This is a genomic window from Arsenophonus endosymbiont of Aleurodicus floccissimus (assembly GCF_900343025.1).
Taxonomy (GTDB): Bacteria; Pseudomonadota; Gammaproteobacteria; order Enterobacterales; family Enterobacteriaceae; genus Arsenophonus.
The window spans coordinates 705,926-729,445 of sequence record NZ_OUND01000001.1 but is presented as its reverse complement, the minus strand read 5'-3'; the positions used below and the strand labels follow the sequence as shown (position 1 = coordinate 729,445).

Annotated in this window: 21 protein-coding genes and 8 pseudogenes; 14 read left to right on the top strand and 15 right to left on the bottom strand. The window is 34.9% G+C overall.

Annotated elements, in window-relative coordinates; genetic code table 11:
- Window positions 1–253: 253 nt before the first annotated feature.
- Complete coding sequence (purN, locus tag ARADI_RS03820; RefSeq protein ID WP_119711170.1) at window positions 254–895, bottom strand: phosphoribosylglycinamide formyltransferase; 642 nt, start codon at window positions 893–895, stop codon at window positions 254–256.
- Window positions 895–1,935 carry a phosphoribosylformylglycinamidine cyclo-ligase gene (gene purM / locus ARADI_RS03815; protein WP_119711169.1) on the bottom strand — a complete coding sequence of 347 codons (1,041 nt, stop codon included), beginning with the start codon at window positions 1,933–1,935 and terminating at the stop codon, window positions 895–897. The genes purN and purM overlap by 1 nt, the downstream gene beginning before the upstream one ends.
- 234 nt (window positions 1,936–2,169) lie before the next feature.
- On the opposite strand from purM, the pseudogene upp reads away from it, so the two are divergent.
- Window positions 2,170–2,791, top strand: a pseudogene (upp, locus tag ARADI_RS03810) (uracil phosphoribosyltransferase).
- A 108-nt stretch (window positions 2,792–2,899) separates the two neighbouring features.
- On the opposite strand, the gene ARADI_RS03805 reads toward upp, so the two are convergent.
- From ARADI_RS03805 to ARADI_RS03785, 5 genes are all read right to left on the bottom strand, one after another.
- Window positions 2,900–3,154 (bottom strand): hypothetical protein, encoded by a 255-nt coding sequence (locus ARADI_RS03805; RefSeq protein ID WP_119711168.1) that lies wholly within the window; start codon window positions 3,152–3,154, stop codon window positions 2,900–2,902.
- A 231-nt stretch (window positions 3,155–3,385) separates the two neighbouring features.
- Entirely contained in the window at window positions 3,386–3,631 is a 246-nt protein-coding gene (locus ARADI_RS03800) for a hypothetical protein (protein ID WP_119711167.1), read from the bottom strand.
- 445 nt (window positions 3,632–4,076) lie between these two features.
- Window positions 4,077–4,355, bottom strand: coding sequence for a hypothetical protein (locus ARADI_RS03795; protein WP_119711166.1), 279 nt, complete (start codon window positions 4,353–4,355; stop codon window positions 4,077–4,079).
- 121 nt (window positions 4,356–4,476) lie between these two features.
- Complete coding sequence (locus ARADI_RS03790) at window positions 4,477–4,695, bottom strand: hypothetical protein (RefSeq protein WP_119711165.1); 219 nt, start codon at window positions 4,693–4,695, stop codon at window positions 4,477–4,479.
- Window positions 4,696–5,003: 308 nt separating this feature from the next.
- The gene (locus ARADI_RS03785; protein ID WP_147392346.1) at window positions 5,004–5,657 is read right to left on the bottom strand and encodes a hypothetical protein; all 654 of its coding nucleotides are present in this window, start codon (window positions 5,655–5,657) and stop codon (window positions 5,004–5,006) included.
- Window positions 5,658–6,431: 774 nt separating this feature from the next.
- Here ARADI_RS03785 and uraA point away from each other — a divergent pair.
- Window positions 6,432–7,727, top strand: coding sequence for a uracil permease (uraA, locus tag ARADI_RS03780; RefSeq protein WP_119711163.1), 1,296 nt, complete (start codon window positions 6,432–6,434; stop codon window positions 7,725–7,727).
- Window positions 7,728–7,833: 106 nt separating this feature from the next.
- Window positions 7,834–8,556 carry a DnaA inactivator Hda gene (hda, locus tag ARADI_RS03775; protein WP_119711162.1) on the top strand — a complete coding sequence of 241 codons (723 nt, stop codon included), beginning with the start codon at window positions 7,834–7,836 and terminating at the stop codon, window positions 8,554–8,556.
- 40 nt (window positions 8,557–8,596) lie between these two features.
- On the opposite strand, the pseudogene arsC reads toward hda, so the two are convergent.
- Together arsC and bepA are read right to left on the bottom strand one after the other, a co-directional pair.
- A pseudogene (arsC, locus tag ARADI_RS03770) lies at window positions 8,597–8,958 on the bottom strand (arsenate reductase (glutaredoxin)).
- A gap of 12 nt (window positions 8,959–8,970) precedes the next feature.
- Window positions 8,971–10,437, bottom strand: a complete 1,467-nt coding sequence (bepA, locus tag ARADI_RS03765) for a beta-barrel assembly-enhancing protease (protein WP_119711161.1) — start codon at window positions 10,435–10,437, stop codon at window positions 8,971–8,973.
- Window positions 10,438–10,573: 136 nt separating this feature from the next.
- Between bepA and ARADI_RS03760 the strand changes: the two genes are divergently transcribed.
- Complete coding sequence (locus ARADI_RS03760) at window positions 10,574–11,638, top strand: AI-2E family transporter (protein WP_119711160.1); 1,065 nt, start codon at window positions 10,574–10,576, stop codon at window positions 11,636–11,638.
- Window positions 11,639–11,695: 57 nt separating this feature from the next.
- On the opposite strand, the gene bcp is transcribed toward ARADI_RS03760, so the two are convergent.
- A complete protein-coding gene (gene bcp, locus ARADI_RS03755; RefSeq protein WP_119711159.1) occupies window positions 11,696–12,166 on the bottom strand; it encodes a thioredoxin-dependent thiol peroxidase in 471 nt (156 codons plus the stop codon).
- A gap of 163 nt (window positions 12,167–12,329) precedes the next feature.
- The gene (locus ARADI_RS03750; RefSeq protein ID WP_182853060.1) at window positions 12,330–12,743 is read right to left on the bottom strand and encodes an ACT domain-containing protein; all 414 of its coding nucleotides are present in this window, start codon (window positions 12,741–12,743) and stop codon (window positions 12,330–12,332) included.
- Between the two features lie 365 nt (window positions 12,744–13,108).
- Here ARADI_RS03750 and dapA point away from each other — a divergent pair.
- The 8 genes and pseudogenes from dapA (at window position 13,109) to ARADI_RS03710 (ending at window position 20,160) form a co-directional block, all read left to right on the top strand.
- Window positions 13,109–14,030, top strand: a pseudogene (gene dapA, locus ARADI_RS03745) (4-hydroxy-tetrahydrodipicolinate synthase).
- 9 nt (window positions 14,031–14,039) lie between these two features.
- Window positions 14,040–15,089: pseudogene (bamC, locus tag ARADI_RS03740) on the top strand (outer membrane protein assembly factor BamC).
- A 276-nt stretch (window positions 15,090–15,365) separates the two neighbouring features.
- On the top strand, window positions 15,366–16,079 hold the full coding sequence (purC, locus tag ARADI_RS03735) for a phosphoribosylaminoimidazolesuccinocarboxamide synthase (RefSeq protein WP_119711157.1): 714 nt from the start codon (window positions 15,366–15,368) through the stop codon (window positions 16,077–16,079).
- Between the two features lie 687 nt (window positions 16,080–16,766).
- Window positions 16,767–17,651, top strand: coding sequence for a KPN_02809 family neutral zinc metallopeptidase (gene ypfJ, locus ARADI_RS03730; protein WP_119711156.1), 885 nt, complete (start codon window positions 16,767–16,769; stop codon window positions 17,649–17,651).
- A 124-nt stretch (window positions 17,652–17,775) separates the two neighbouring features.
- Window positions 17,776–18,232: pseudogene (locus ARADI_RS03725) on the top strand (DUF441 domain-containing protein).
- A gap of 93 nt (window positions 18,233–18,325) precedes the next feature.
- Window positions 18,326–18,805, top strand: a complete 480-nt coding sequence (locus ARADI_RS03720; RefSeq protein ID WP_147392345.1) for a tRNA(Met) cytidine acetyltransferase TmcA domain-containing protein — start codon at window positions 18,326–18,328, stop codon at window positions 18,803–18,805.
- 8 nt (window positions 18,806–18,813) lie between these two features.
- On the top strand, window positions 18,814–19,590 hold the full coding sequence (locus ARADI_RS03715; protein ID WP_238149095.1) for an AAA family ATPase: 777 nt from the start codon (window positions 18,814–18,816) through the stop codon (window positions 19,588–19,590).
- 96 nt (window positions 19,591–19,686) lie between these two features.
- Window positions 19,687–20,160, top strand: coding sequence for a tRNA-binding protein (locus ARADI_RS03710; RefSeq protein ID WP_119711153.1), 474 nt, complete (start codon window positions 19,687–19,689; stop codon window positions 20,158–20,160).
- 102 nt (window positions 20,161–20,262) lie between these two features.
- Here ARADI_RS03710 and ARADI_RS03705 read toward each other — a convergent pair.
- Window positions 20,263–20,444 (bottom strand): annotated as a pseudogene (locus ARADI_RS03705) (YpfN family protein).
- Between the two features lie 84 nt (window positions 20,445–20,528).
- On the opposite strand from ARADI_RS03705, the pseudogene ARADI_RS03700 reads away from it, so the two are divergent.
- Window positions 20,529–20,956 (top strand): annotated as a pseudogene (locus tag ARADI_RS03700) (DUF454 family protein).
- On the opposite strand, the pseudogene dapE reads toward ARADI_RS03700, so the two are convergent.
- The 3 genes and pseudogenes from dapE to ARADI_RS20605 form a co-directional block, all read right to left on the bottom strand.
- Window positions 20,940–22,064, bottom strand: a pseudogene (gene dapE / locus ARADI_RS03695) (succinyl-diaminopimelate desuccinylase). The pseudogenes ARADI_RS03700 and dapE overlap by 17 nt on opposite strands.
- 2 nt (window positions 22,065–22,066) lie before the next feature.
- Window positions 22,067–22,369, bottom strand: a complete 303-nt coding sequence (locus ARADI_RS03690) for an ArsC family reductase (RefSeq protein WP_238149240.1) — start codon at window positions 22,367–22,369, stop codon at window positions 22,067–22,069.
- Between the two features lie 324 nt (window positions 22,370–22,693).
- Window positions 22,694–22,981, bottom strand: a complete 288-nt coding sequence (locus ARADI_RS20605) for a LuxR C-terminal-related transcriptional regulator (RefSeq protein ID WP_369406927.1) — start codon at window positions 22,979–22,981, stop codon at window positions 22,694–22,696.
- Window positions 22,982–23,177: 196 nt separating this feature from the next.
- Between ARADI_RS20605 and ARADI_RS20600 the strand changes: the two genes are divergently transcribed.
- Complete coding sequence (locus ARADI_RS20600) at window positions 23,178–23,309, top strand: hypothetical protein (protein WP_369406926.1); 132 nt, start codon at window positions 23,178–23,180, stop codon at window positions 23,307–23,309.
- Window positions 23,310–23,520: the final 211 nt, after the last annotated feature.

The following is a 23,520-nucleotide window of genomic DNA, read 5'->3' as shown; positions in this document are numbered from 1 at the left end:
CTTAGCATATTAAAATAGTTACTATGGATGTTCTGTATTTTTAGTCGATTTGGTTAGTAAAGAATAGCAGAATCAAGCTGAGTGATAAATGAGAGCAATTATATTTTAGCAATAAACTCAGTTTTCGATAACTAATTAGTTAAGTATTGGTTGATTATTACTACAAAATTATCAATTAGAATTTGTATCAATATGGGTTAGCATTAGTATACAAAATTGTGATGCCATTGGCATCACATCGGGGAAGATACCGCTAATCTTCATTAGCATAACCGTATTCAGGTAGTTTACAGCCATCCAGAAATGCTGAGTTATTAACCATAACTAAGCGGCCTTTAACAAACCAATTAATAACTAATGGATAAATTCGATGCTCTTGTGTTTGAACGCGCGCAATAATATCTTGCAGTTGATCTCCGGCAAAGATAGGCACTTTAGCCTGTAAAATAATTGGACCTGAATCCAATTTCTCAGTGACAAAGTGAATCGAAGTACCGTGCTCTTTATCTCCGTTTTTCAGTGCCTTACGGTGAGTGTCTAATCCGGGATACTTAGGCAATAAGGAAGGGTGAATATTAATTATTTTACCTAAATAATGGCTGACAAAACGTGGCGTGAGAATGCGCATGTAACCTGCCAGCACGATCAGATCTGGCTGATATCGTGCTATTTCGGTCATCAGTGAAGCATCATAAGCATGGTTATCCGCGTAATCGGTTTTTTGCATCACGACAGTTGGGATCGTGGCTTGCTTAGCCCGTTCTAAACTATAGGCAGTTGGATTATCACTGAAAACCACACTAATTTTTGCGGCAATACTTTGTTTTTGGCAAGCATCAATAATGGCTTGTAAATTACTGCCATTGCCAGAAATTAATACTACAAAATTTTTCATTAGCTGATTGTTACCTGCTGTTGATCCTCGTTGATCTCGACAATTTTACCAATTTGCCAGGCTTTTTCGCCCAGTTGATTGAGCAGTTGTAATGCATCAGAGACTTCATCTGCGGGTAAAACGATTAACATGCCAACACCACAATTGAAGGTGCGGTACATTTCATGGGTTGATACATTACCGGTTTGTTGTAACCAACTAAATATCGCCGGCCATTGCCAGCTAGCGCTATCGATATGCGCTTGGGTATTGGCGGGTAAAACCCGTGGAATATTTTCCCAAAAGCCACCACCGGTTATATGGGCAATGGCATGAATATTCTGTTTTTCAATTAACGCTAGAATATTTTTAACATAGATGCGTGTTGGGGCTAATAAATGCTCAGCCAGTGACTTATTTTCTAGTTGTACTGTGGCTGGATCTATTTGGTTTAACTGTAAAATTTTTCTAATTAATGAATAACCATTGGAGTGCGGGCCACTAGCTCCTAACGCAATTAGGGCATCGCCAGCTTTAACTTTGCTGCCATCAATAATTTTTGTTTTTTCGACCACGCCAACACAAAAACCTGCTATATCATAATCTTCACCATGATACATACCAGGCATCTCTGCTGTTTCACCCCCGACTAGGGCACAACCTGACTGTTTACAGCCTGCTGCAATGCTTTTAATCACGCTGGTCGCTATATGGACTTCTAGCTTACCGGTGGCGTAATAATCGAGAAAAAAGAGTGGCTCGGCACCTTGAACAATGAGATCATTAACGCACATAGCAACTAAATCAATGCCAATTGTATCATGGCGTTTTAAGTCCATTGCTAATCGCAGTTTTGTTCCGACACCATCTGTGCCTGAAACTAAGATTGGCTCACGATATTTTTGTGGTAAGGCACACAGTGCGCCAAATCCGCCTAATCCTCCCATTACTTCCGGGCGGCGGGTTTCTTTAACAGTACCTTTAATACGTTCGACCAGTGTATTACCTGCATCGATATTGACACCAGCATCTTTATAGCTGAGAGAAATTTTATCTATCACAGCAAGCTCCCAAGGCGATTGTATTTAGTAAAATAGATGGAAACAAAAATAATTCTACCAGCCTAAGTAAACGTTTGCGAGGTACTTATTTTGGTTTTCATAATAAAACTCAAGAGCCAGCAAAAGTGAATTCCCTGCAAGAAAAACCTTAATCTATCAGTAGAACAGGTCTCAAAAAGCGCTATAATTTGATAATTTTTTATTTGTAGATGGTTTGTACTGAAGGAGAGTAGCGTGAAAATCGTTGAGGTAAAACACCCGTTAGTTAAACATAAATTGGGCTTATTGCGGGATAAAGATATTAGCACTAAACGTTTTCGTGAATTGGCCTCAGAAGTCGGCAGTCTGTTAACTTATGAAGCAACAGCAAATTTAGAAACAGAAACAATAGCAATAGAAGGATGGTGTGGTCAGGTAAACATTGAACAAATTAAAGGAAAAAAAATCACCGTCGTGCCAATTTTACGTGCTGGGTTGGGAATGATGGATGGAGTGTTGGAAAATATTCCCAGTGCCCGTATAAGTGTTGTGGGTGTTTATCGTGATGAAAAGACGCTGGAGCCTATTCCATATTTTCAAAAACTGGCTTCAAATATTAATGAACGCATGGCATTGGTTGTTGATCCGATGTTGGCAACAGGCGGTTCAATGATTGCCACGATTGATTTACTTAAAAAAGAGGGTTGTCATGCTATCAAAATATTGGTACTAGTTGCTGCACCGGAAGGTATTAAGGCACTGGAAGCTGTTCATCCCGATGTTGAACTGTATACTGCATCTATTGATGATCATTTGACATGGTTATATTGTTCCTGGTTTGGGTGATGCGGGCGATAAGATATTTGGTACTAAGTGACATTTATTGTTTATGTTATTTTTTATCAATTATAGTTATTGAGAGCTAATAAGATTGGATAGAAATACCAATCTGATTAAGTTTGAATATTATTTTAAATTTAGCCTGTTAATTTTTTGGCGTTTTTTTCACGCTATCTAACCAACGTTTTAGTCCTGCATATGTTTTATTTAATTCAACTTTGGCATTTTCTACCGTTAGTTTGTTGTGATCAAAAACAAACTCTTGAGCGACATAATTAAAACTATAGCCTGAAGCGGGATTAGAATAGAGACTGTAATAGAACAATTTGGCTTGATTATCTGCTTTTATGATAGGAGTAATAAATTGAATAAAATTATGATCCTCTTCATTAAATTTCACAAAATCTGTTAGATAAGTTGTTAATTCATGGATTAAGCTAGCGCGTTCATTATTGTCAATAAATTTATGCGTGCCAATAATGTGTTCAGCTAATTGCTGTGGGTTGGTAGTTTTGAAACTATTTGAACTATTATTAAAATTTGAAATATAGTTGCAGTTTCTAATTTGATAAAGATACTCTAGGTAATTCCGTAAATAAAGCGATGCATTATCTAATGAATTAGTTGGCGCCTATTTTGATTCGTCACGGATATTGGTTATAATTGTAGTAACGAAATTTGTGGGTGAAGCAGCCAATTTCTTGGTATTTGTGTCTAAATCGTTATTTTCATTCCATTGATTATTATCTTGAATGGCTTTTTCTTTTCCTTGACCAAATATTTCAGCACAGCCTAATAAATGGCTAATATTTTCACTACTATATTTTGACGTATCAATAAAATTATCTATATTATTAAATTTATTTTTATTTATCATAAAGATAACTTGAATTAAAATAATTGATTTTATAATTTATTCAATTTAATTTTTTAAAAAATTTTGCATTCACTAATTTAAAATATATCGTTATAATTTTATTAAATAAAATTATAACGATATATTTTTTAAAATTAACAATATTAACTGTGTTGTTATTTTATTTTAATACACCATGTATAATTTATTAGGATTTAAGAGAATTTATTAGTATTTTTTGATTATATAAACTAAGTAGTAAAGTGTATTAATTAAAGCACAGTAAATAGTTATTATTTTCTACTTTAATATTGTTTTGTTTTAACCAATCAGAAAGTAACATAAATTCAACTTGAATAAGATTTTTTATATCATCAGGTGATAAGTGAAAATCCATAAAGTGAAGTGTTAATCTTGATAAATAAATTTCAAAATTATATTCTTTATCAGGTTTATTTTTTGCTATTTATTTATCAAAGCTAAAAGTTACTTTTGAGGAGTAAAGTTGTAGTTTAACTATATTTTTTATTGAGCTTAAAATAGTATGAGTAAATAAAATTGTAGTATTATCTTTATTAACTTTAGCTAAAGAGTTTTCGATTAATTTTTTTAGTGATGAGTAAATTTTTTGATATTTTTCTTGTGAAGTATATGAATAATAATCTGTTATTTTTTCAAGTAATTGTTGATAATTATTAGCTTCGTAATTGACTTTGCTGCTAGCATATTCATCAGTGACAAACATGTTTGTTTCTTGTAGAGCGGCAATATATTATAATATTTTTTTAATTGCCTTCATTATCAGGTTCATCAGGCGCCAAACCACTATAGTCTTTGGCTATGGTTAATAAACAAATTACCTCATGTTATGGATAGTCAAGTAATTTTGTCGTCAGATTAACATCCTTATCTCGATACATATCTTTTAATATGCATTCTACTGCTAATGCTTTTTTGATATCGTCCCCCAAGGTCAAAGCGCCACTGGTTACTAACTTTGTTTGCTGGCTAGTATCTTGATTTTTAATACTATTAATAAGCTGAGATTTTTTATTATAGGCTTTATTTAGTAGTAAATGCAGCATTTCATTTTGCTTTTTGACATAATTTAATTCCTTTGATTATAAATATTGTCAATATATTTTATCTATAATTATTTTTGTCTTATTATTAAGTCCTAATGATGAATAATTATGATTTATCTAAACAGGTTGCACAATCATCTTTATCTCCTTTATTTGGTGTTTTTACTCGACATAACTAGCATTTCAGGTCGTTTCTTGTTTCACCAACAATCATTTCTGCCATTTCTATATCCAACAAATAAGTATGAAAAGTCATAATCAGGTTATTTAATCGTACACGTGATTTAAATTTATCCGCTGGTATATTTTTACCGTTTCCACCACTTTTTTTCTAATTCGATATTAGAGGTATTAATATAAAAATTTAAGTCTTCTTTACTCTTGGAATCAATGACACCTTGGGTAAATGTAGTATCAGTGTTTTTCAGTTCTGCGTAGGATAGTGCAGCTTTAGTCAGATCAGTTACTGATTTTTTAATTTTATTTTTATCAAATCCGGAAATTTCCTCATATACATTAACAACCTTATCAATTAAGTTATTATAATTTTCATATTGATAATTGATGTCAATGGATTTATCTGAAGAAATCATTAAAAGAGGATTTTCTCTCATCAGGTTAGTATAAGTAGCGTAAGCATTGACACTGCCGATTAGGTTGGGTTTCGTCGCATTGTATCCGGCACTCGTCATTGCCATGGTACTCATAATTGCTAGTGCATTAGCGGGTGATTTTACTAATTCTGCTGTGGTATTTTTAGCTGGGGAACAGCTACTGTTCATTTCGTAAAGACGATCAGATACGGCAAAGTCAGCATCTTGTTGTGCGCCAATAATTTCTACGGCAGAAGCAATAATTTCTGAGTCATTATAACCTGAAAATGTTGGTACTGGAATTGCTTTAAGCATTTTGAACCAATTATCAAGTTTTTCATATTCTGCGTTCATGTTTATCGTTTTCATAATATTCCTTATTTAAAATTTAAATATTACTCGAATTAACTTAGTTATAAATTTATCTAACACGATTAATAAAATGCCTTATTCATAATAAAAGTAAAGTTTAAAAAATTATTTTTTATTATAATGAAATTATCTTCTTATTTAATAAAATTACTGCTTGATTTAATTTTATTATTTTGCAAAAAAATAATTTTAATTTTTACAAATAACTTAAAAACTGTTTTTATTATGAAAATGAATGTTTTTTAGTATAATCAAGAATGGAATGACAAATATAATGATATATTAATTTTTCACAAATTAAATAATTTTATTGATTAGAATTATAGGTTTGTTAATATGTTTTATATATATTACATTTTGATTTTTAAATGCGAATTTTTGTAAATCAATATTTAAAATAAAAGTTACCTTATGCTTTTATAAATCACATGTTGTTTATTTTTTTACACCTCTACATTTAATCTAACTTTAGAAAGATAACTTTATTAATTGATATTTTCTCTTGAATTTTAATGCTTGGTTTAAGTTATTTTTTATCAATAGATAAAAAATAAAGTTCAGTGCAATGTGAGGACGGAAAAATTTTTTATGAATAATTATTTTTTATAGGTAAGTTAGTTTAAGGGTTTTATTACCATTATGTTAATATGGTTTAGCTAATATTTCATATGATTTTCTGTTATGAAATTAAAATATCAAAAGGTGGGCTTTATTGATGAGTTTTGATGAGTAATAATATATTAATTATGAGTTATCAGGAGGATATTGATCATGACCCGCCGTGTAATTGGCGTAGCAGAAAAGCCGCCGTTAAGAGAAACCATTCCATTAAGTTTTCAGCATCTGTTTGCTATGTTTGGGGCGACAGTATTAGTCCCTATTTTATTTCACGTCAATCCTGCAACCGTTCTATTGTTTAATGGTATTGGTACACTACTCTATTTGATCATTTGTCGGCGGCGTATTCCTGCTTATCTGGGCTCAAGTTTTGCTTTTATTTCACCAGTTTTATTGTTATTACCGCTAGGTTATGAGTTAGCATTGGGCGGATTTATTATTTGTGGGCTACTTTTTTGTTTAGTCGCACTGATTGTAAAAATAGCAGGTAGAAATTGGATCAATATTATTTTTCCCCCTGCGGCAATGGGCGCGATTGTTGCGGTTATTGGTCTGGAATTAGCGCAAACGGCGGCCGGTATGGCAGGGCTTTTACCTAAAGCGGATATTCCGGTTGATTCAAGTAGTTTGATTATTTCAGTGGTGACGTTGATCGTGACCATTCTATGTTCGGTAGTTTTTCGTGGCTTCTTATCGATTATTCCTATTTTGCTTGGCGTGATTGTCGGCTATTTACTTGCATTTTTAATGGGAAAATTGGATTTAACTCCAGTTATTACCGCTCCATGGTTTTCATTACCAACATTTTATTCTCCACGATTTGAGTGGTTTGCTATTTTGACTATTTTGCCTGCAGCACTAGTTGTTATTGCGGAACATGTAGGTCATTTGGTTGTGACCGCGAATATTGTTGGGCGCGATTTATTAAAAGATCCTGGTTTACACCGTTCAATGTTTGCTAATGGTTTATCAACTACCATTTCAGGATTTTTTGGTTCAACACCGAATACCACCTATGGTGAAAACATCGGTGTAATGGCGATAACTAAAGTATATAGCACCTGGGTAATTGGTGGTGCGGCAATTTTAGCTATCTTGCTTTCCTGTGTTGGTAAATTAGCGGCGGCAATTCAGCTTATTCCTGTTCCGGTGATGGGAGGCGTTTCCTTATTGCTTTATGGTATTATAGCGGCATCAGGTATCCGAGTGTTAATTGATTCTCGGGTAGATTATAATAAACCACAAAATCTAATATTGACTTCCGTTATTCTGATTATTGGGGTAAGTGGTGCGACTATCCATATTGGTGCTGCTGAGTTGAAGGCGATGGCGCTTGCTACCATTATAAGTATTATTATGTCGTTAGTTTTTCGTCTGATTAATATTATTCGTCCGGAAAAAACTTATATAACTACTAAGGTTGAGTCAGTAGAGACGATTAAAAAATAGCTAATTTTTACTGAAATAGTAGGTAAATTATTAGTTCCATCGGATGATATTGTTTAAGTTCATCTAATTACAACTTTTGTGTTAAGCTGTATGTGTTTTCTTATCTATACAGAAAGAGGTGCTTCTGAATACGCCGTCGCAGCTTTCATTACCTTTATCTATGCCTGATGATGAAACCTTTGCCAGTTTTATTACTGGCAAAAATGGTATTTTATTAGCGGCTATCAAATCTGCTATTAATCAATCCCATAGAAGCTATATTTATTTTTGGTCTCAGCAAGAAGGTAGTGGAAAAAGTCATTTATTACACGCTGCATGTAGTGAATTGTCACAAAGAGGCGAGGCGGTTGGTTATGTTCCTCTGGATAAACGTAGCTATTTTGTCCCTGATGTTTTAGACGGTATGGAACATTTAGCTCTGGTTTGCATTGATAATGCTCATTGTATTGCCGATGATGAAGAGTGGGAAATAGCACTTTTTAATTTATATAATCGTATCTTGGAAAACGGCAAAAGCTGTTTATTGATAACCGGTGATAGGCCGCCTAGGTTGATTTATTTAGCATTACCTGATTTAGCATCCAGACTTGATTGGGGACAGATTTATAAACTTCATCCACTTAGTGATGAAGATAAGATCCAGGCACTGCAATTACGCGCTAAATTACGCGGTTTCGAGTTATCTGAAGAGGTCAGTCGTTTTGTATTAAAGCGTTTGGATAGAAAAACCCGCACATTATTTACTATGTTAGATGAGTTAGATCATGCTTCGATTGTTGCTCAACGTAAACTGACTATTCCCTTTGTTAAGGATATTCTTAAACTTTAATTTAAGAGGTAAACTTATTTTACCTCTTAAAGATATAGGGTTATTTAAATAGCTTTTTTATTTGTTCTGGTGGCCGTCCTAGCTGAGCATGGTTATCAACGACAACGATAGGTCGCTCAATCAATATTGGGTTATCATGCATTGCTTGCAGTAATATATCATCTGGATAACGAGCTGTCAGATAAATTAAGTGTTTGATAAATTGTTTCGTTGCTTCTTATTTAATTGACGCGGATCAGTGAAACCCAGTTGTGAAAGTAAAGTTTTCAAGCTATTGATACTTGGTGGTGTTTAAAGATATTCAATGATGCGTGGTTTAACCCCCATATCTTATAATAGCTGTAGGGTTTGTCGACTTTTTGAACAACGAGGATTATGGTAAATTGTCACTTGTTGAGAGATAAGGTAATTTCCTTAGCGTTTTTGTAATTGTTTATCACGTGTTTGTAACTGGCGTAGTGTATCAATACGGGCATCATATCTTGCTTGATCATAACTACCGGTTTTTGTTAGCCGACTGGCATCGGTAAGGTATTGAATGGCAGTACCATAATTACCACGCAAAGCCATGCCTTCTGCATAAGCTGCTAACTGTTCACTACGCTTATCTTGCTTAGCTGAAACTTCTGCCAACAAAGTCCAACCATTTAAGTCATTGGGGTTATCGAAGGTGTATTTACGCAATAATTGACTGCCTTGATCATACTGATTATTGGCGATATATGCATTTGCCAGATTAATTTGTAGGATTGGGTCATTTGGTGTTTTGGTTAGCGCATTTTGTAAACGAGAAATAGCCTTTAGTGGTTGATTTAACCCTATATCTATATCGGTCATTAGATCAATAAACCAGGGATTAGCAGATTGCTTAGCCAAAAGTAAGTGTACAATATTGCCAGCAGCCTGATATTTTTTATCTTCATTAAGTTGTAGCGCATGACCATAATCAGCCGCCATTCTTTCTTTAGTATCACCTTGGCTATATTGAGATAAAATTTGTTCAAGGATCGCTTTTTGCCCGTCTGCATACATGGCGAGAATGCGTACCCGAGCAAGCATAAAATCCAATGACGGTGGGAGATCCACTTTCGGATATTGATTTGAACGATTTAGTGCATCCGCTAAACGACTATCTGGTAATGGATGGGTTAATAGCATCTCAGGTGGTTTTGACATATAACGGCTCTGATCGGCTGAAATTTGCATAAAATCAGACATGGCGCGCGGATCGAATCCGGCACTACGTAAAGTCTGTATACCAATTCGGTCAGCTTCTTGCTCGTTAGATTGAGTAAAGCTTATTATACCTTGTTGCACACCAGCTAATGTTCCTGTTAGTGCCGCAATACCCGCTTGTGGATTAGCCATCACTAACAGTGCTGAACCAATGGCGCCTATCCAGGCTAATGGTGCATTCTGTTCACGATCTTCTAGCATACGGGCAAGGTGTCTTTGGGTTACATGAGAAATTTCATGTGCGATCACTGAGGCCAGCTGACTTTCATTTTGGCTATAACGAAACATGGCAGAATGGAGAACGACGTTACCACCAAAATAAGCGTAAGCATTAATATTAGGATTATTTATCAGGTAAAAATGGAATGGATTTTTTACTGAGTGGGCATTTTTTACTAAGCGCATGCCAAGATGATTAATATATTGATTTAACAAGGGATCGTAAATAAGTGGTGTGCTAGCACGTAATTGGCGTGTTAGTGCATTACCTATAATGATCTCTCGATCAATAGTTAGTGTACCACCTGCTTTAGTACCAATATCGGGCAAATTATCTTCAATAGCGGTATAAACAGGCTTCATAGAAACTGCTAACATTATTGTTATTACAAGAGTAATGAGTAGTTTAGTAAATTTTGTATTCATAAACCGGAAGTATCCCTTACGATTGATTATATTGTTAAATGATATTTTTTATGATAGCAAACCTTACTGGATAATCTGTCAATTGGTATAATTTCGTGGATTAAAAGACTAATTTACCACATTCAGGAGTGAATATATGCTGGAGATGTTTTTGCAATCGTATCGTCGAAGATTTTCAGATCCTCAGGTCGTTGCATTGTTTATCAGCCTGATTATTGGTTTTTGTATCATATTCTTTTTTCATGATATTTTAGCTCCTTTATTAGTTGCTATCGTGTTGGCTTATTTACTTGAATGGCCAACCCAACAACTGGGTAAGTTAGGCTTATCACGGCTGATGGCAGCGTCCATTGTGCTGGCAATATTTATGGGTATTAGTGCCATGGTTTTTTTAATTATTGTGCCCATTGTCTGGCAGCAAGGAATGAATTTATTATTTGATTTACCTTCAATGTTAAATAGCTTTAATGAATATGCCAAGGCATTGCCTGAACGTTATCCCGCTTTAGTTGATGCCGGTATTATTGATATGATAGCGGATAATTTACGCGGTCGCTTATCGACTTTAGGTGAATCTGTGGTTAAGTATTCTGTTGCATCGCTTATTGGTATTATTACCATAGCAATATATTTGGTTTTAGTACCACTAATGGTATTTTTTCTACTGAAAGATAAGATTAAAATAATCCGTGGTTTACAACGTATTTTACCCCGTGATCGGTTATTGGTCGGACAAGTTTGGCAGGAAATGAACCAACAGATCACTAACTATATCCGTGGTAAAGTTATTGAAATGGTTATTGTTGGTATCTGTACTTATATCGCGTTTGTTTTTTTAGGTTTGCGCTACTCGCTATTTTTGTCAGTACTAGTCGGTATTTCTGTCTTGATCCCCTATATTGGAGCGGTGGTGGTTACCATCCCAGTAGTTTTAGTTGCTCTTTTTCAATGGGGTATTGGACCTGACTTTTGGACTTTACTCATCGCTTATTTAATTGTTCAAGGGCTTGATGGCAATTTATTGGTGCCCATTTTATTCTCTGAAGCGGTTAATTTGCATCCGTTAGTTATTATTTTATCTGTCGTGGTATTTGGTGGGCTTTGGGGTTTTTGGGGGGTATTTTTTGCCATTCCATTGGCAACTTTAATTAAAGCCGTTATGCATGTGTGGCCGGAAGATAATCTCGTAACTGAAAAATAATTTTTTAATTGTTAATTGCTACCAAAACAGGCAGGGGCAATTAACAATTGATTTTAATCACGGATAAGTATTAAGATAATTCAGTACAATTTGGTGATGATCACTGGTTTTAAATTTGTCAAATACATGTTCAATCTCACCTTTTGCATTAATCAGAAAACTGATGCGATGAATGCCATCAAACGTTTTTCCCATAAATTGCTTTGCTCCCCATACACCGAATTTTTCCGCTACCTCATGCTTGTGATCCGATAGTAATGTAAAATTTAGCATCTCTTTTTCAGTGAAACGTAATAACTTTTCTGTTTTATCAGTACTTATACCAAAAACTTCAACCCCCATTTGTTTTAATTTATCCATTTCGTCACGTAATCCACAAGCTTGTATTGTACAGCCGGGAGTCATTGCTTTAGGATAAAAATAAATCAAAATTCGTTGACCAAGATAATCAGATAAATTGATTATTTCGCCATCTTGGTCAGAAAGGCTAAATTGGGGGGCCTTATCACCGGCTTTCAATGGGCTCATTAGATTCTCTCCGTTTAATTCTATATGTTATTGCGGTTTGCTGATAATGCTAATTGTACATTGGACATTTAATTTTGTGCACAATTGTTTAAATCTATTTTTGTTAATTCACTCATTATCACCAATAAAACTTTGGGCATTCATATCAATTTCAAGTTGTTGATCATATTTGTTTGTCGCTGGTTGTATTTTTGCAACCAGTTTGGCTAGGGTTGAAGTTATTAGTGATAAATAAACAAGTAAATTGTTCAACTATAGCGGGGGCGACATTAACAATAACATTGGCAATTATTATTGAAAAATATTCTTTATAAACGCCAGAAGTGGTTTTTTGCATAATAGATAATAATTTTAATTCAGTATCACGCTTAAGCAACATAGCTTCTATTAAAGAAATTGATTGCCTGCTATCTGATAACATCATAATAAAGAAGAATTGTTTGCCAAATATAGCCATACAGCTATCTTCAATATTACATTGACATTTGCTGACCAGTTGGATACCCATATTAATCTTAGCGGGATGATCTGCAACAAGTACAATAATAATGATTGATTGTTGTTCACTATGTGGCAAGTCGTTTTCCTTATAAATTTATGATTTCTGAATATCTTATGGTAACTATAAAAAAAAGCTCCTGCCAAGATAAAAAATCAAATATATCAATATAATAAGTTTACATACTGAGTAGTGATAAAATGATATTTAATGGAATGAAATGGGCACATTTGTGCTGAATTTTTAATTTTAAAAGATTTATTTGCTGATAAAATAATAAATTGAGCGAGAAAAATAAACTGGAAATAGAATGATAATCATTATGTATTTTTCTTAAAACAGAGTGGTTATTAATAAATTTCATTAAATTTTGTGTATAAGAAGGTTTTTTTCTTTAGACTGAAAAAGTACCATAATTTTAGTTCTCATTTAGGAAAAAGGTTATGGTTAATAATTCTATTAAATATCGGAATTTTTTGCGTGGCAGTCTTGCTGCGATTGTTACCCCAATGGATATTATAAAAGGGCAAATAGATAAACCTAGTCTGAAAAAACTAATTGATTATCATGTTAAAAATGGCACCACCGCGATTGTATCTGTTGGCACTACTGGAGAATCAGCAACACTTGATCAGAGTGAGCACTTGGATGTGGTATTGAGGACATTAGAGTATGCTGATGAAAGAATTCCGATTATTGCAGGCAGTGGCGCAAATACTACCAAACAAGCTATTGCATTAACTAAATCTTTGGAAAAAACGGGGGTTGTTGCCTGTTTGTCGGTAACACCATACTATAACAAACCTTCACAAGAAGGACTTTATCAGCATTTTAAAGCGATTGCTGAACAGACAGATTTACCGCAAATCTTATACAATGTTCCTTCGCGCACCGGATGTGATTTATTGCCCGAGACAGTTGCCAGATTAGCAAAGTTAGGTAATATTGTTGCCCTTAAGGAAGCTAGTGGTGATTTAAGTCGTGTGAATCGCCTTCGCAGATTAATTAATGATAAAAATTTTATTTTGCTTAGCGGTGATAATGCAACTGCGTTAGAATTTATGCAATTAGGTGGGCAAGGGGTAATTTCAGTAACAGCCAATATTGCCGCCCAAATTAATGGCTGAAATAGGCAAATTAGCATTATCAGAAAAGTATGCCGAAGCGCATAAGTTAAATTATCGACTAAGTGAATTGCATCATCAATTATTTATTGAGCCTAATCCGATTCCAGTTAAATGGGCTTGCTATCAGTTAGGACTTATTAATTTTGATACACTGCGCTTACCGATGACACCATTAACACTGACTGGTCAGATAGCGGTACAAAAGGCGCTAAAGATCGCTGATTTACAAAAAATTTAGGGAAATTTAATGGCAACAATATTGCACAAATCAAAGGCTATTAAGCTTGCAGGGCTGTCACTCGCTATATTTTTGGTAGCCTGCACGAGCAATCAACGTTATAAGCGTCAAGTCAGTGGTGACGGATCATACTTAAATACACCTCCGTTAAAAAATTTGACGATCCCTCAAGATATATCGTTACCGTTACAAAACGGTGAATATGATATTCCGCCAGCTAATCAAAATGGTGCTGTAGGTAAAGCATTAGATATTCGTCCTCCTATTCAAACACTTTCGTTACTTAGTGATACCCATACCGAAAATAGCCTAACAGCGAGTCGCTTATTTTTAACTAATATAGCTGAAAACAGCGCCATTTGGTCGCAAATTAACGCTATTTTGCAACAAAAAATGATTAAAGTTAGGCAAAAAAATGATCCCGATCACTCCTTGATTACAGATTGGATTACCTGGCCGCTAGGAGATGAAGATATTGCGATACAAACCCGACAGAAAATTCAGCTGAACCCAAAAAATAATCAAATAGTCATCACGGTAACTAATGAAGGTATAAAGCAGGGTGAAGAGAGCATCACCTATCAGGCAGAAATACAGCGCTATAATATTTTAATATTAAATGAGTTGATTGATTCAATAAATAAGCTACGTAGCACCGCAACCAGTTCTGGTGGCCAAGGTCGTTATGCCATTATTGATGTGTAAACGGGTAGTGATAGCAGTGGCTTACCTCAAATCATTGTACGTACGCCTTATGATGTTGTTTGGGATAGATTACCTTCTGTGCTTGAAAGCATTGGTATGTAAGTTGTTGGCCGTAGTCGTTCGACCGGATCAATTACCCTCACTTTTAATGGTATGAGTGATAGTGATTGGCAAGCGATTGGCGTCGATCATCCAACCATGACAAAAGGGGATTATAAATTACAAGTTGGCGATATGAATAATCGCAGTAGTCTGCAATTTATGGCAGTAAAAAGGACAACCTTAACACAAAAACAAAATGATGAAATGGTCGCGGCATTAAAAGCGGCGTTTAGTAAAGTGAGTAGTAATTAGTTAATTAAACTGGGTTTATTACGATTATCTATAACATTGCTTATATAAATGATGGATGGTTGGTAGTGATTTATTCACTATGGATCATCTGTTTTTTTGTTTTTCTCGGTCAGTTTTTAGGCTAATTAAAATGTTTCCAGTAAAGTAATTTAATTAACATAAATAACCGCTAATCTGTTATTCTCCTTTTCCTAACAAAGTAAAAGTTTGCGTCTTGCGTTAATGCCATATTTAAGCGTTTTTTTATTAAAATGATCAAATTTCGGAGTAAATAAAATGCAGAAAAAAGCTGAGTTGTATCGTGGAAAAGCGAAAACCGTATATTTTACGGATGATCCTAATTTGTTAGTATTAGAATTCCGCAATGATACATCGGCACTAGATGGTGAGCGTATAGAACACTTTGAACGTAAAGGAATGATAAATAATAAATTTAATCATTTTATTATGCAAAAATTGGAGCAAGCCGGCATTCCAACACAAATGGAACGATTACTGTCAGATACTGAATCATTAGTAAAAAAATTAACCATGATCCCGGTTGAATGTGTTATTCGTAATCGAGCAGCTGGTTCTTTAGTTAAACGGCTTGGTATCGAAGAGGGAACGTTGCTTGAGCCACCTATCTTTGATCTGTTTTTGAAAAATGATGCGCAGCATGATCCCATGATTAATGAATCTTGCTGTGAAACTTTTGGTTGGGTTAGTAGAGCGCATCTAAGCGAAATGAAACGATTAAGTTATAAAGCGAACGAAGTATTGAATGCGCTTTTTGATAAAGCGGAGTTGATTTTGGTCGATTTTAAACTGGAGTTTGGTTTATTTAATGGTCAATTTGTTTTGGGTGATGAATTTTCGCCAGATGGCAGTCGCTTATGGGATAAAAAAACCAAGGATAAATTAGATAAAGATCGTTTTCGCCAGAGTTTGGGGGGATTAATTGAAGCTTATGAAGAGGTTGCTAAGCGCATAGGTGTTTGCTTAGATTAAAAAAGTTTTTTATTAGCAAGCAAAAGATGTTGAGTAAAGATTGGCTTAGAAAAACTTTATTTTATTGATAGCTAGTCATTAGTTATTAATTTACTTTTATTAAAACATAGCTAAGAGCAGCTTAAATACTAATTAGCTGCTCACCGGATTTTATTAAATTAAGTCGCTGAATAGACTATATTGTGAATTACTATAGTGAAATTTTAATCTTATTTTATAAAGATGAAATGAAACCGTTGAATTGTATTAATTGAATTCTATTCAGTTAAGTAGCTGGTTAATTATTAAAGATATGGAATAATTTTAATATTAAATTATTAACTAAAATACTGGCAGAATTAAACGGCTATGAGATAATTAGATAGTTAATAACTTATACAATAGTTATGAAAAAAATCACTTTAACCTATTTGGCTATGATATCGATTGGTTACAATATGATGGCGCTACAAGAGTGATTATACAGATAATCAATAAGGTCGTAGTATTAATATTTACTGCTTCGCTGTGATTTGCCACCGTTTTTTGTCTAATTTTTGTTATAGCTACTTTTTATTTAATCAGTAGCATTGGAATGAATTTATTAAATTTTATCACCACTGTGAGTTAATAATTACACAAGAATGAAGATGATTCGCTATAATCCCATCAAGGGCTAATTATTCATGTCATATTGGGAGATTATTTATGCGCTGGGGGGATCATTGCAGGAGCGATAATATTGAAGACAGACGAAATCAATCGGGTAGAATGGGTTCACCTTTTGGTGGCAGTGGTATGCGATTGCCGTTACGTGGGAAAAGTGGTTTATTCATTTTAGTGGTTGTTCTCGTTGCCGGCTATTATGGTATCGATTTAACCAGCTTTATCACCGGCGGATCCAGCATTAACTCCTCTCACCAAGCAAATTACCAACCGATCAGTACCAAAGATCAACAATTAGCTGATTTTACCTCAGTTATATTAGCGTCAACTGAAGACGTCTGGCAAAAAGAGTTTAGTCGCTTGGGGCGTAGTTATACTTATCCTAAATTAGTACTTTATCGAGGTTATACTACCACGGCTTGTGGTACTGGTCAGGCAATTATGGGGCCATTTTATTGTCCTGCTGATCAAAAAGTCTATATTGATCTGTCATTTTATGAAGAGATGAAAAATAAGCTTGGGGCAGGTGGTGATTTTCCCCAAGGCTATGTTGTGGCACATGAAGTAGGTCATCATGTTCAACATTTATTAGGCATTGATCAGAAAGTTAGAGAGGCTCAACAAAGTATGAGTCGTACTGACGCGAATAAACTTTCGGTTAAGCTTGAACTGCAAGCTGACTGTTTTGCTGGTGTTTGGGGTAATAAAATGGATAAGCAAGGTCTGCTAGAAGAAGGCGATTTGCAACAAGCATTAGCAGCGGCCCAGGCAATTGGCGATGATCGTTTACAGCAACAAAGCCAAGGACGTATTATGCCGGATAGTTTTACTCATGGTACCTCTGAGCAGCGTTATACTTGGTTTAAAAAAGGCTATGATAGCGGAGATTTTAAAAGTTGTAATACTTTTGGCGCACTCGCACTATAGCACGGTAAAAGTTGCCACCAGTTAGTATAATTTTAGCGGCTAATAGGTTCTATTATTTATTTTGATCAGTCATGATTTATTGATAGGATAAATCAATTATATATTTTTATTAGTAAATAATTTTATGGGTAATTTTGATCCAACATTACTTATTTTATTAGTGTTGGGCGGCTTAGGAATAATTAGTCATAACATGACGGTGACATTGGCAATGCTATTTTTGCTAGTTGTTCGCATTACGCCGCTTAATAATTTTTTCCATTGGGTTGAAAAATATGGCTTAACCATCGATATTTTAATTTTAATTATTGGTGTAATGGCCCCTATCGCCCGTGGCAAGATCTCACCACAAGATGTTATTAACTCTTTTTTTAATTGGAAATTGTTATTAGCGATTGTGATTGGTATTTTGGTCTCCTGTCTTGGTAGTAGAGGCGTCTCTTTGATGTCTAATCAACCATCCACAGTTAGTTGCCGGATTATTGGTTTGCACAGTGATAGGCGTTGCTGTTTTCCGCGGTGTTCCAGTTGGTCCATTAATAGCAGCAGGTCTTCTTTCGCTACTAATTGGCAAGTTTTAGTGACTATTGCAAGTCTGATTAATTTACAATCTTAGTTGCGCATTCAGTGGCAACGCCGCTTACTTGTGCTAAGCGGTAATAGCAACTGGATCATTGAGCAACTATTTGCGCTTGCAACTATTTGCGCTTAGACATGGGATGGTTAGCGATTGGCCAACCATTTCACCGTACTGGCCTGATACTATACCACCACAAAATGCGGGATCACTATTAGGACAAGAGTTCTCACATGGCGTTTTTGATGCCACTAAGGGTTTTCATACTGAAGCATTGCTGATGTTGGCAGGGACATTAAAAGCGGGTAGTTATCTCATTCTTTGCCTACCTGAATGGGGGACTTGGTCTCAACAGCCGGATCAAGATAGTCAACGCTGGAATGAAGTGGCGTCGACAATAGCAGTGCCAAATTTTGTCTGTTGGTTAAAGTATCATTTACAGCATGATGCTAATGTTTTGCTGTGGTGTGAAGGTAAACCTTTTACCACTAATAAGCTACCACAATTAACTACCTGGCATCAGCCGAATGGACAACCAACGATTTTGAATAACAAAAAATTTTGCAGCGCCTGCTGACTGGTAAGGTGGGAGTTTGGGCATTAGTTGCCGCCCCGCGTGGCCGTGGAAAATCTGCATTAGCAGGTATGTTAATTGAAGGTTGGCAGGGGGAATGTTGGGTTTGTGCGCCGGCAAAATCAGCGTCAATGGTATTAACACACTATACCGACAAAAAAATTCGCTATTGGTCAATTGACCATTTATTGGCTGATTGTCGATTACAAAAACCACGCAAGGTTGATTGGTTAATTATTGATGAAGCGGCGATGATCCCAATTGCGCAACTAAATCAATTAACGCACTATTTCCCACGCTTACTCTTTACTACCACTGTTGATGGCTACGAAGGGACAGGGTGCGAATTTTTGCTAAAACTATGTGCGCAATTAACGCAATGTCACATTCTAACTTTAACCACGCCGATCCGCTGGGCATCAAATGATCCGTTGGAAAATTGGTTAAACAATAGCTTGTTATTAAAAGAATATTTACCAAAATCAACAACGGTAACTCAATTAAATAACCAACACATGGTTTTGTTACCTATATCGCAGTCTTTATTAATTAAAAAGCAAAAATTATTATCAGCAATATATGGTTTGCTAACTAATGCCCATTATCGTACCTCACCGCTTGATTTAAGACGATTATTGGATGCGCAAGGGATACATTTATTGATTGCACAGCAAAAGGAAAATTTGTTAGCTGTGTTATGGTTAGTGGATGAAGATGGATTATCTGCGTCGCTTGCCCATGAGGTATGTCCTGGACGGCATCGACCTAGAGGTAATTTAGTTGCTTAATCTTTAGCAGCACATAGCTATTTTCCGCAAGCGGCACAAATGAATTCTCAGCGAATCAGCCGTATAACCGTTGCTGCAGCTTTTCGTCGCTAGGGTGTGGCAACAAAATTACTCGGTTTTTATAAGCAGCAGGGGATGGAAGAGGGGAAAGATTTTCTTTCTGTCAACTTTGCCTATTGTGAGCAGTTGCAGTCATTATGGCAGCAAAATGGTTTTCATTTGGTCAGAGTTGGCAGCCGTAAAGAAGCAACTAGTGGATATTATACCGCTATGGCGGTATTGCCTTTATCAACAGCGGCTAAACAATTGGTGTCACGGGCGCAATATTTGTTAAAGCGAGACGCTTTTTATATCAATCAGCTAACCGGTTTAACACTAACAGCAATTAGTGATGATCAATTAAATGAGGAGGATTGGCAGGTATTGGCAGGTTTTGCTTATGGCAATAGAAGTTTTTCAGCTAGCTATCCAGCGATCCGACGGTTATTAATGCAGTCGTCACTGGTTTTAACAGCGACTAGAATTCACTGTGAACATAATTTATCTATGAGATATGCTGTCAGTAGTTAAAATTGACAGGTCAAAAAATGTGGTTAAAACAGGTACGCAACGATATTGCTGCAGCATTATCAGAATTGGACTGGCAGCGAGCAGAAAAACTTAAATCATGGGTTAATGCTTCTTTTGCTTAGGCCAGTCATCTTCATCATCCCATTTGTCGTTAAAATCACGGTGAGGAGGAAGTTTGGGTTTGTTATCTAAAAAACGTTTAGGATCGATTTTTTGCATCTGTTTGACGGCACTCCAAATGATACCAATCAGAGAAGCAAAATAATAATCCACCAGTAATCCAATGCATAGCTGTTTTTCCATTAGCAAATGTAGTAAATAAAGTATACTCTTTTTTCCTTTATCGTATAACTATTATAGATTTAAGTATGCGTTTACAACGAATTTTACTCATTATTGTCGGCTGGTTTAGTATTATCTTAGCGATATTATGTATACTTTTGCCATTATTACCCACTACCCCTTTTTGTTATTAGCCGTCTGGTGTTTTTCTCGCTCATCACCACGTTTTCATTACTGGTTACTTCATAACTCATGGTTTGGTAAATATATTCGTCATTGGCAACAACATAAAGCACTGCCTGAAGGGGTTAAAATTAAGTTAATTGTTATTATTTTACTTAGTTTTATTTTTCACTTTGGTTTGTAGAAAGTTGGTGTATCAGGGGGACTCCTCATTATCTTAGCGATATTGCTCGCTTATCTATTAAGGTTACCACAAATCGATGGGAAAAAAATTAACCAAATTTATTATTTAGCTAATTATATAGCTAGTGAGTTTAAATTTTGTGCATAATTTCCTGATAAACGAAACTTAATTTCTGAAGATCAGCAACACTAACACATTCATCAACTTTATGAATGGTTGCATTTAAAGGGCCTAATTCAACAATTTGTGCCCCCATTTTAGCAATAAAACGGCCATCAGATGTTCCTCCATCAGTTGATAACTAAGGTTGATAGCCGCAATATTGTTCTATCACCTGGCTGACAATATTAATTAATTTACCTTTTTCTGTTAAAAATAGATGGCCGGATAATGACCACTCAATTTTATAATCGAGTTGATATTTTTCTAGTATTGCTTCAACTTGGTGGCGAATTTGTTGCTCAGTGAGTTCGTTGCTAAAGCGACAATTGAATTTTATGGCTAACTCGCCAGGAATAATATTGTTACTACCAGTACCAGCATGAATATTGGAAATCTGCATGCTGGTGGAAGGAAAATAAGCATTGCCAGCATCCCATTTTTTATTAACTAGTTCATGTAAAAAAGCTAATGAACTATATATTGGATTATTGGCTAAATGGGGGTAAGCGATGTGCCCTTGCGTTCCTTCGATGGTGAGTTTGGCGGTGAGTGATCCTCGACGACCGTTTTTGATAATATCACCAATTTTAATCTAGCTAGATGGTTCACCAACTATGCAATAATCAATTTGTTCATTGCGTATCATTAATTCATCAACTACTTTTACCGTTCCGTTAGTGGCTTTAGCCTCTTCGTCAGAGGTAATTAAGAAGGCCAATCAGCCAGAATGGTTGGGAAAATCACTAATAAATCTTTCGGCGGCAATAATCATTGCAGCAAGGGAACCTTTCATATCGGCTGCTTCTCGGCCATAGAGCAGTCCGTTATTTAATGTTGTTGTAAAAGGAGGATAACGCCAATTGTCAATTGCACCTGGCGGAACAACATCGGTATGTCCAGCAAAAGCTAGCGTTTCACCTTGTTCGCCATGATATGCCCATAGATTAGTGGTATCGTCAAAGGGCATGACTTCAATTGAAAAACCAAGTTTTTTCAATCGATTAATTAAAATTGTTTGACAGCCATTATCATCGGGGCTAACAGAGGGTTGTTGAATAAGTTGTTGCGCAAGCTTAAGAACAGGACAAATCATAATTAGCCTCTGTGATGAATAAATTGTTGGTATTGGTCTATAGAAAAACCGAGTAGATAATGGTTACTAGTAGTTGTGAATAATGGGCGTTTAATAATTGCTGGATATTTTAACATTAACTCTTTAGCACTAGCGACATCAATAATATTCGCTTTTTGCTCATCGGACAATTTTTTCCAGGTCGTACCACGTTTATTGATCAGGGCTTCCCAGCCTAAGTATTGAATAAAAATTTCGAGTAATTCAATTGATATCCCATCCGTGCGATAATCATGGAATTGATAGATTATATGATGATTATCCAGACACTATCGTGCCTTTTTAATAGTATCACAATTTTTTATACCATAAAGTATGTAACTTGCTGATGTTGACATCCATAATTTCCTTTTTTGATATGTAGCAAAGATCTCTATAATGCTGCAAAATGTGATAATAATCTATATAAGGCTACTATTAAGTAGAATACTTATTAAATTTATTAGAAATCGATTATAAAATATATTTTACATCACATAAAATGATGTGTTAATTAAGCAATCAATATAAATATACTATGTGCTAGATGATGATGTTTTAATAAATCATTTCTTCATCCTTTAATGATATTTTATCTATGTTAAGTTTATTTAGCGCGTATATAAACTGGGCTGGCTTCCTTCTAAGCGAGAACACACATTAAGTTTTTTCAGCAAATTACGAATATGTACTTTGACAGTTTCTTCAAAAATAAAAAGAGATTTGGATATTTCTATATTTTTTAATCCATTAGCAATTTCACGTAATACTTCAAATTCACGTTTTGTTAATGAAGAAAGTGGATCTTGATATTGATGACGGTTATTGAAACACTGATGAATTTGATTACTAAAAACGGGTAAACCATTTGCGGCGCTTTTCAGGCTATTAAGTAACATATCTAATTCACAATTTTTTAATAAATAACCATTAGCACCAGCATCGATAGCGTTATAAACATCAATTCTATTAGTCGGAAAAGAAAGAATTAATATATAAGATTTAATCCCCTCTTTTCTAATTTAACGAATAACTTCAGTACTATACATGTTAGATATATTAATATCCATCATAATAATATCAGGCTTTAATTGATTGGCTATATTAATAACATCAACGCGATTACTTATTTCACCGGCGACACTAAATTTATCTGCAGCTTTAATGAGTTGTTTTAACTATGACGTATTAGGGGATGTTCATCAACCAACATTATTGAATGATTAGACATAGTATATTCATTTTTAAATGCCTGTAGAAATAAATGGGTTTTTACAACTTATTTTAATTATTAGTCTCTAAAGTTTTTTGAAAAAATAAAATATTGCAAGAATATAAGAAAAACAATATTAATGAAACAACCAAAAGGTAATTATCTTAAATAAAAAACACATTGAATTTTATAATTTTAAATTCAATAGTCTTAAATTTCATGATT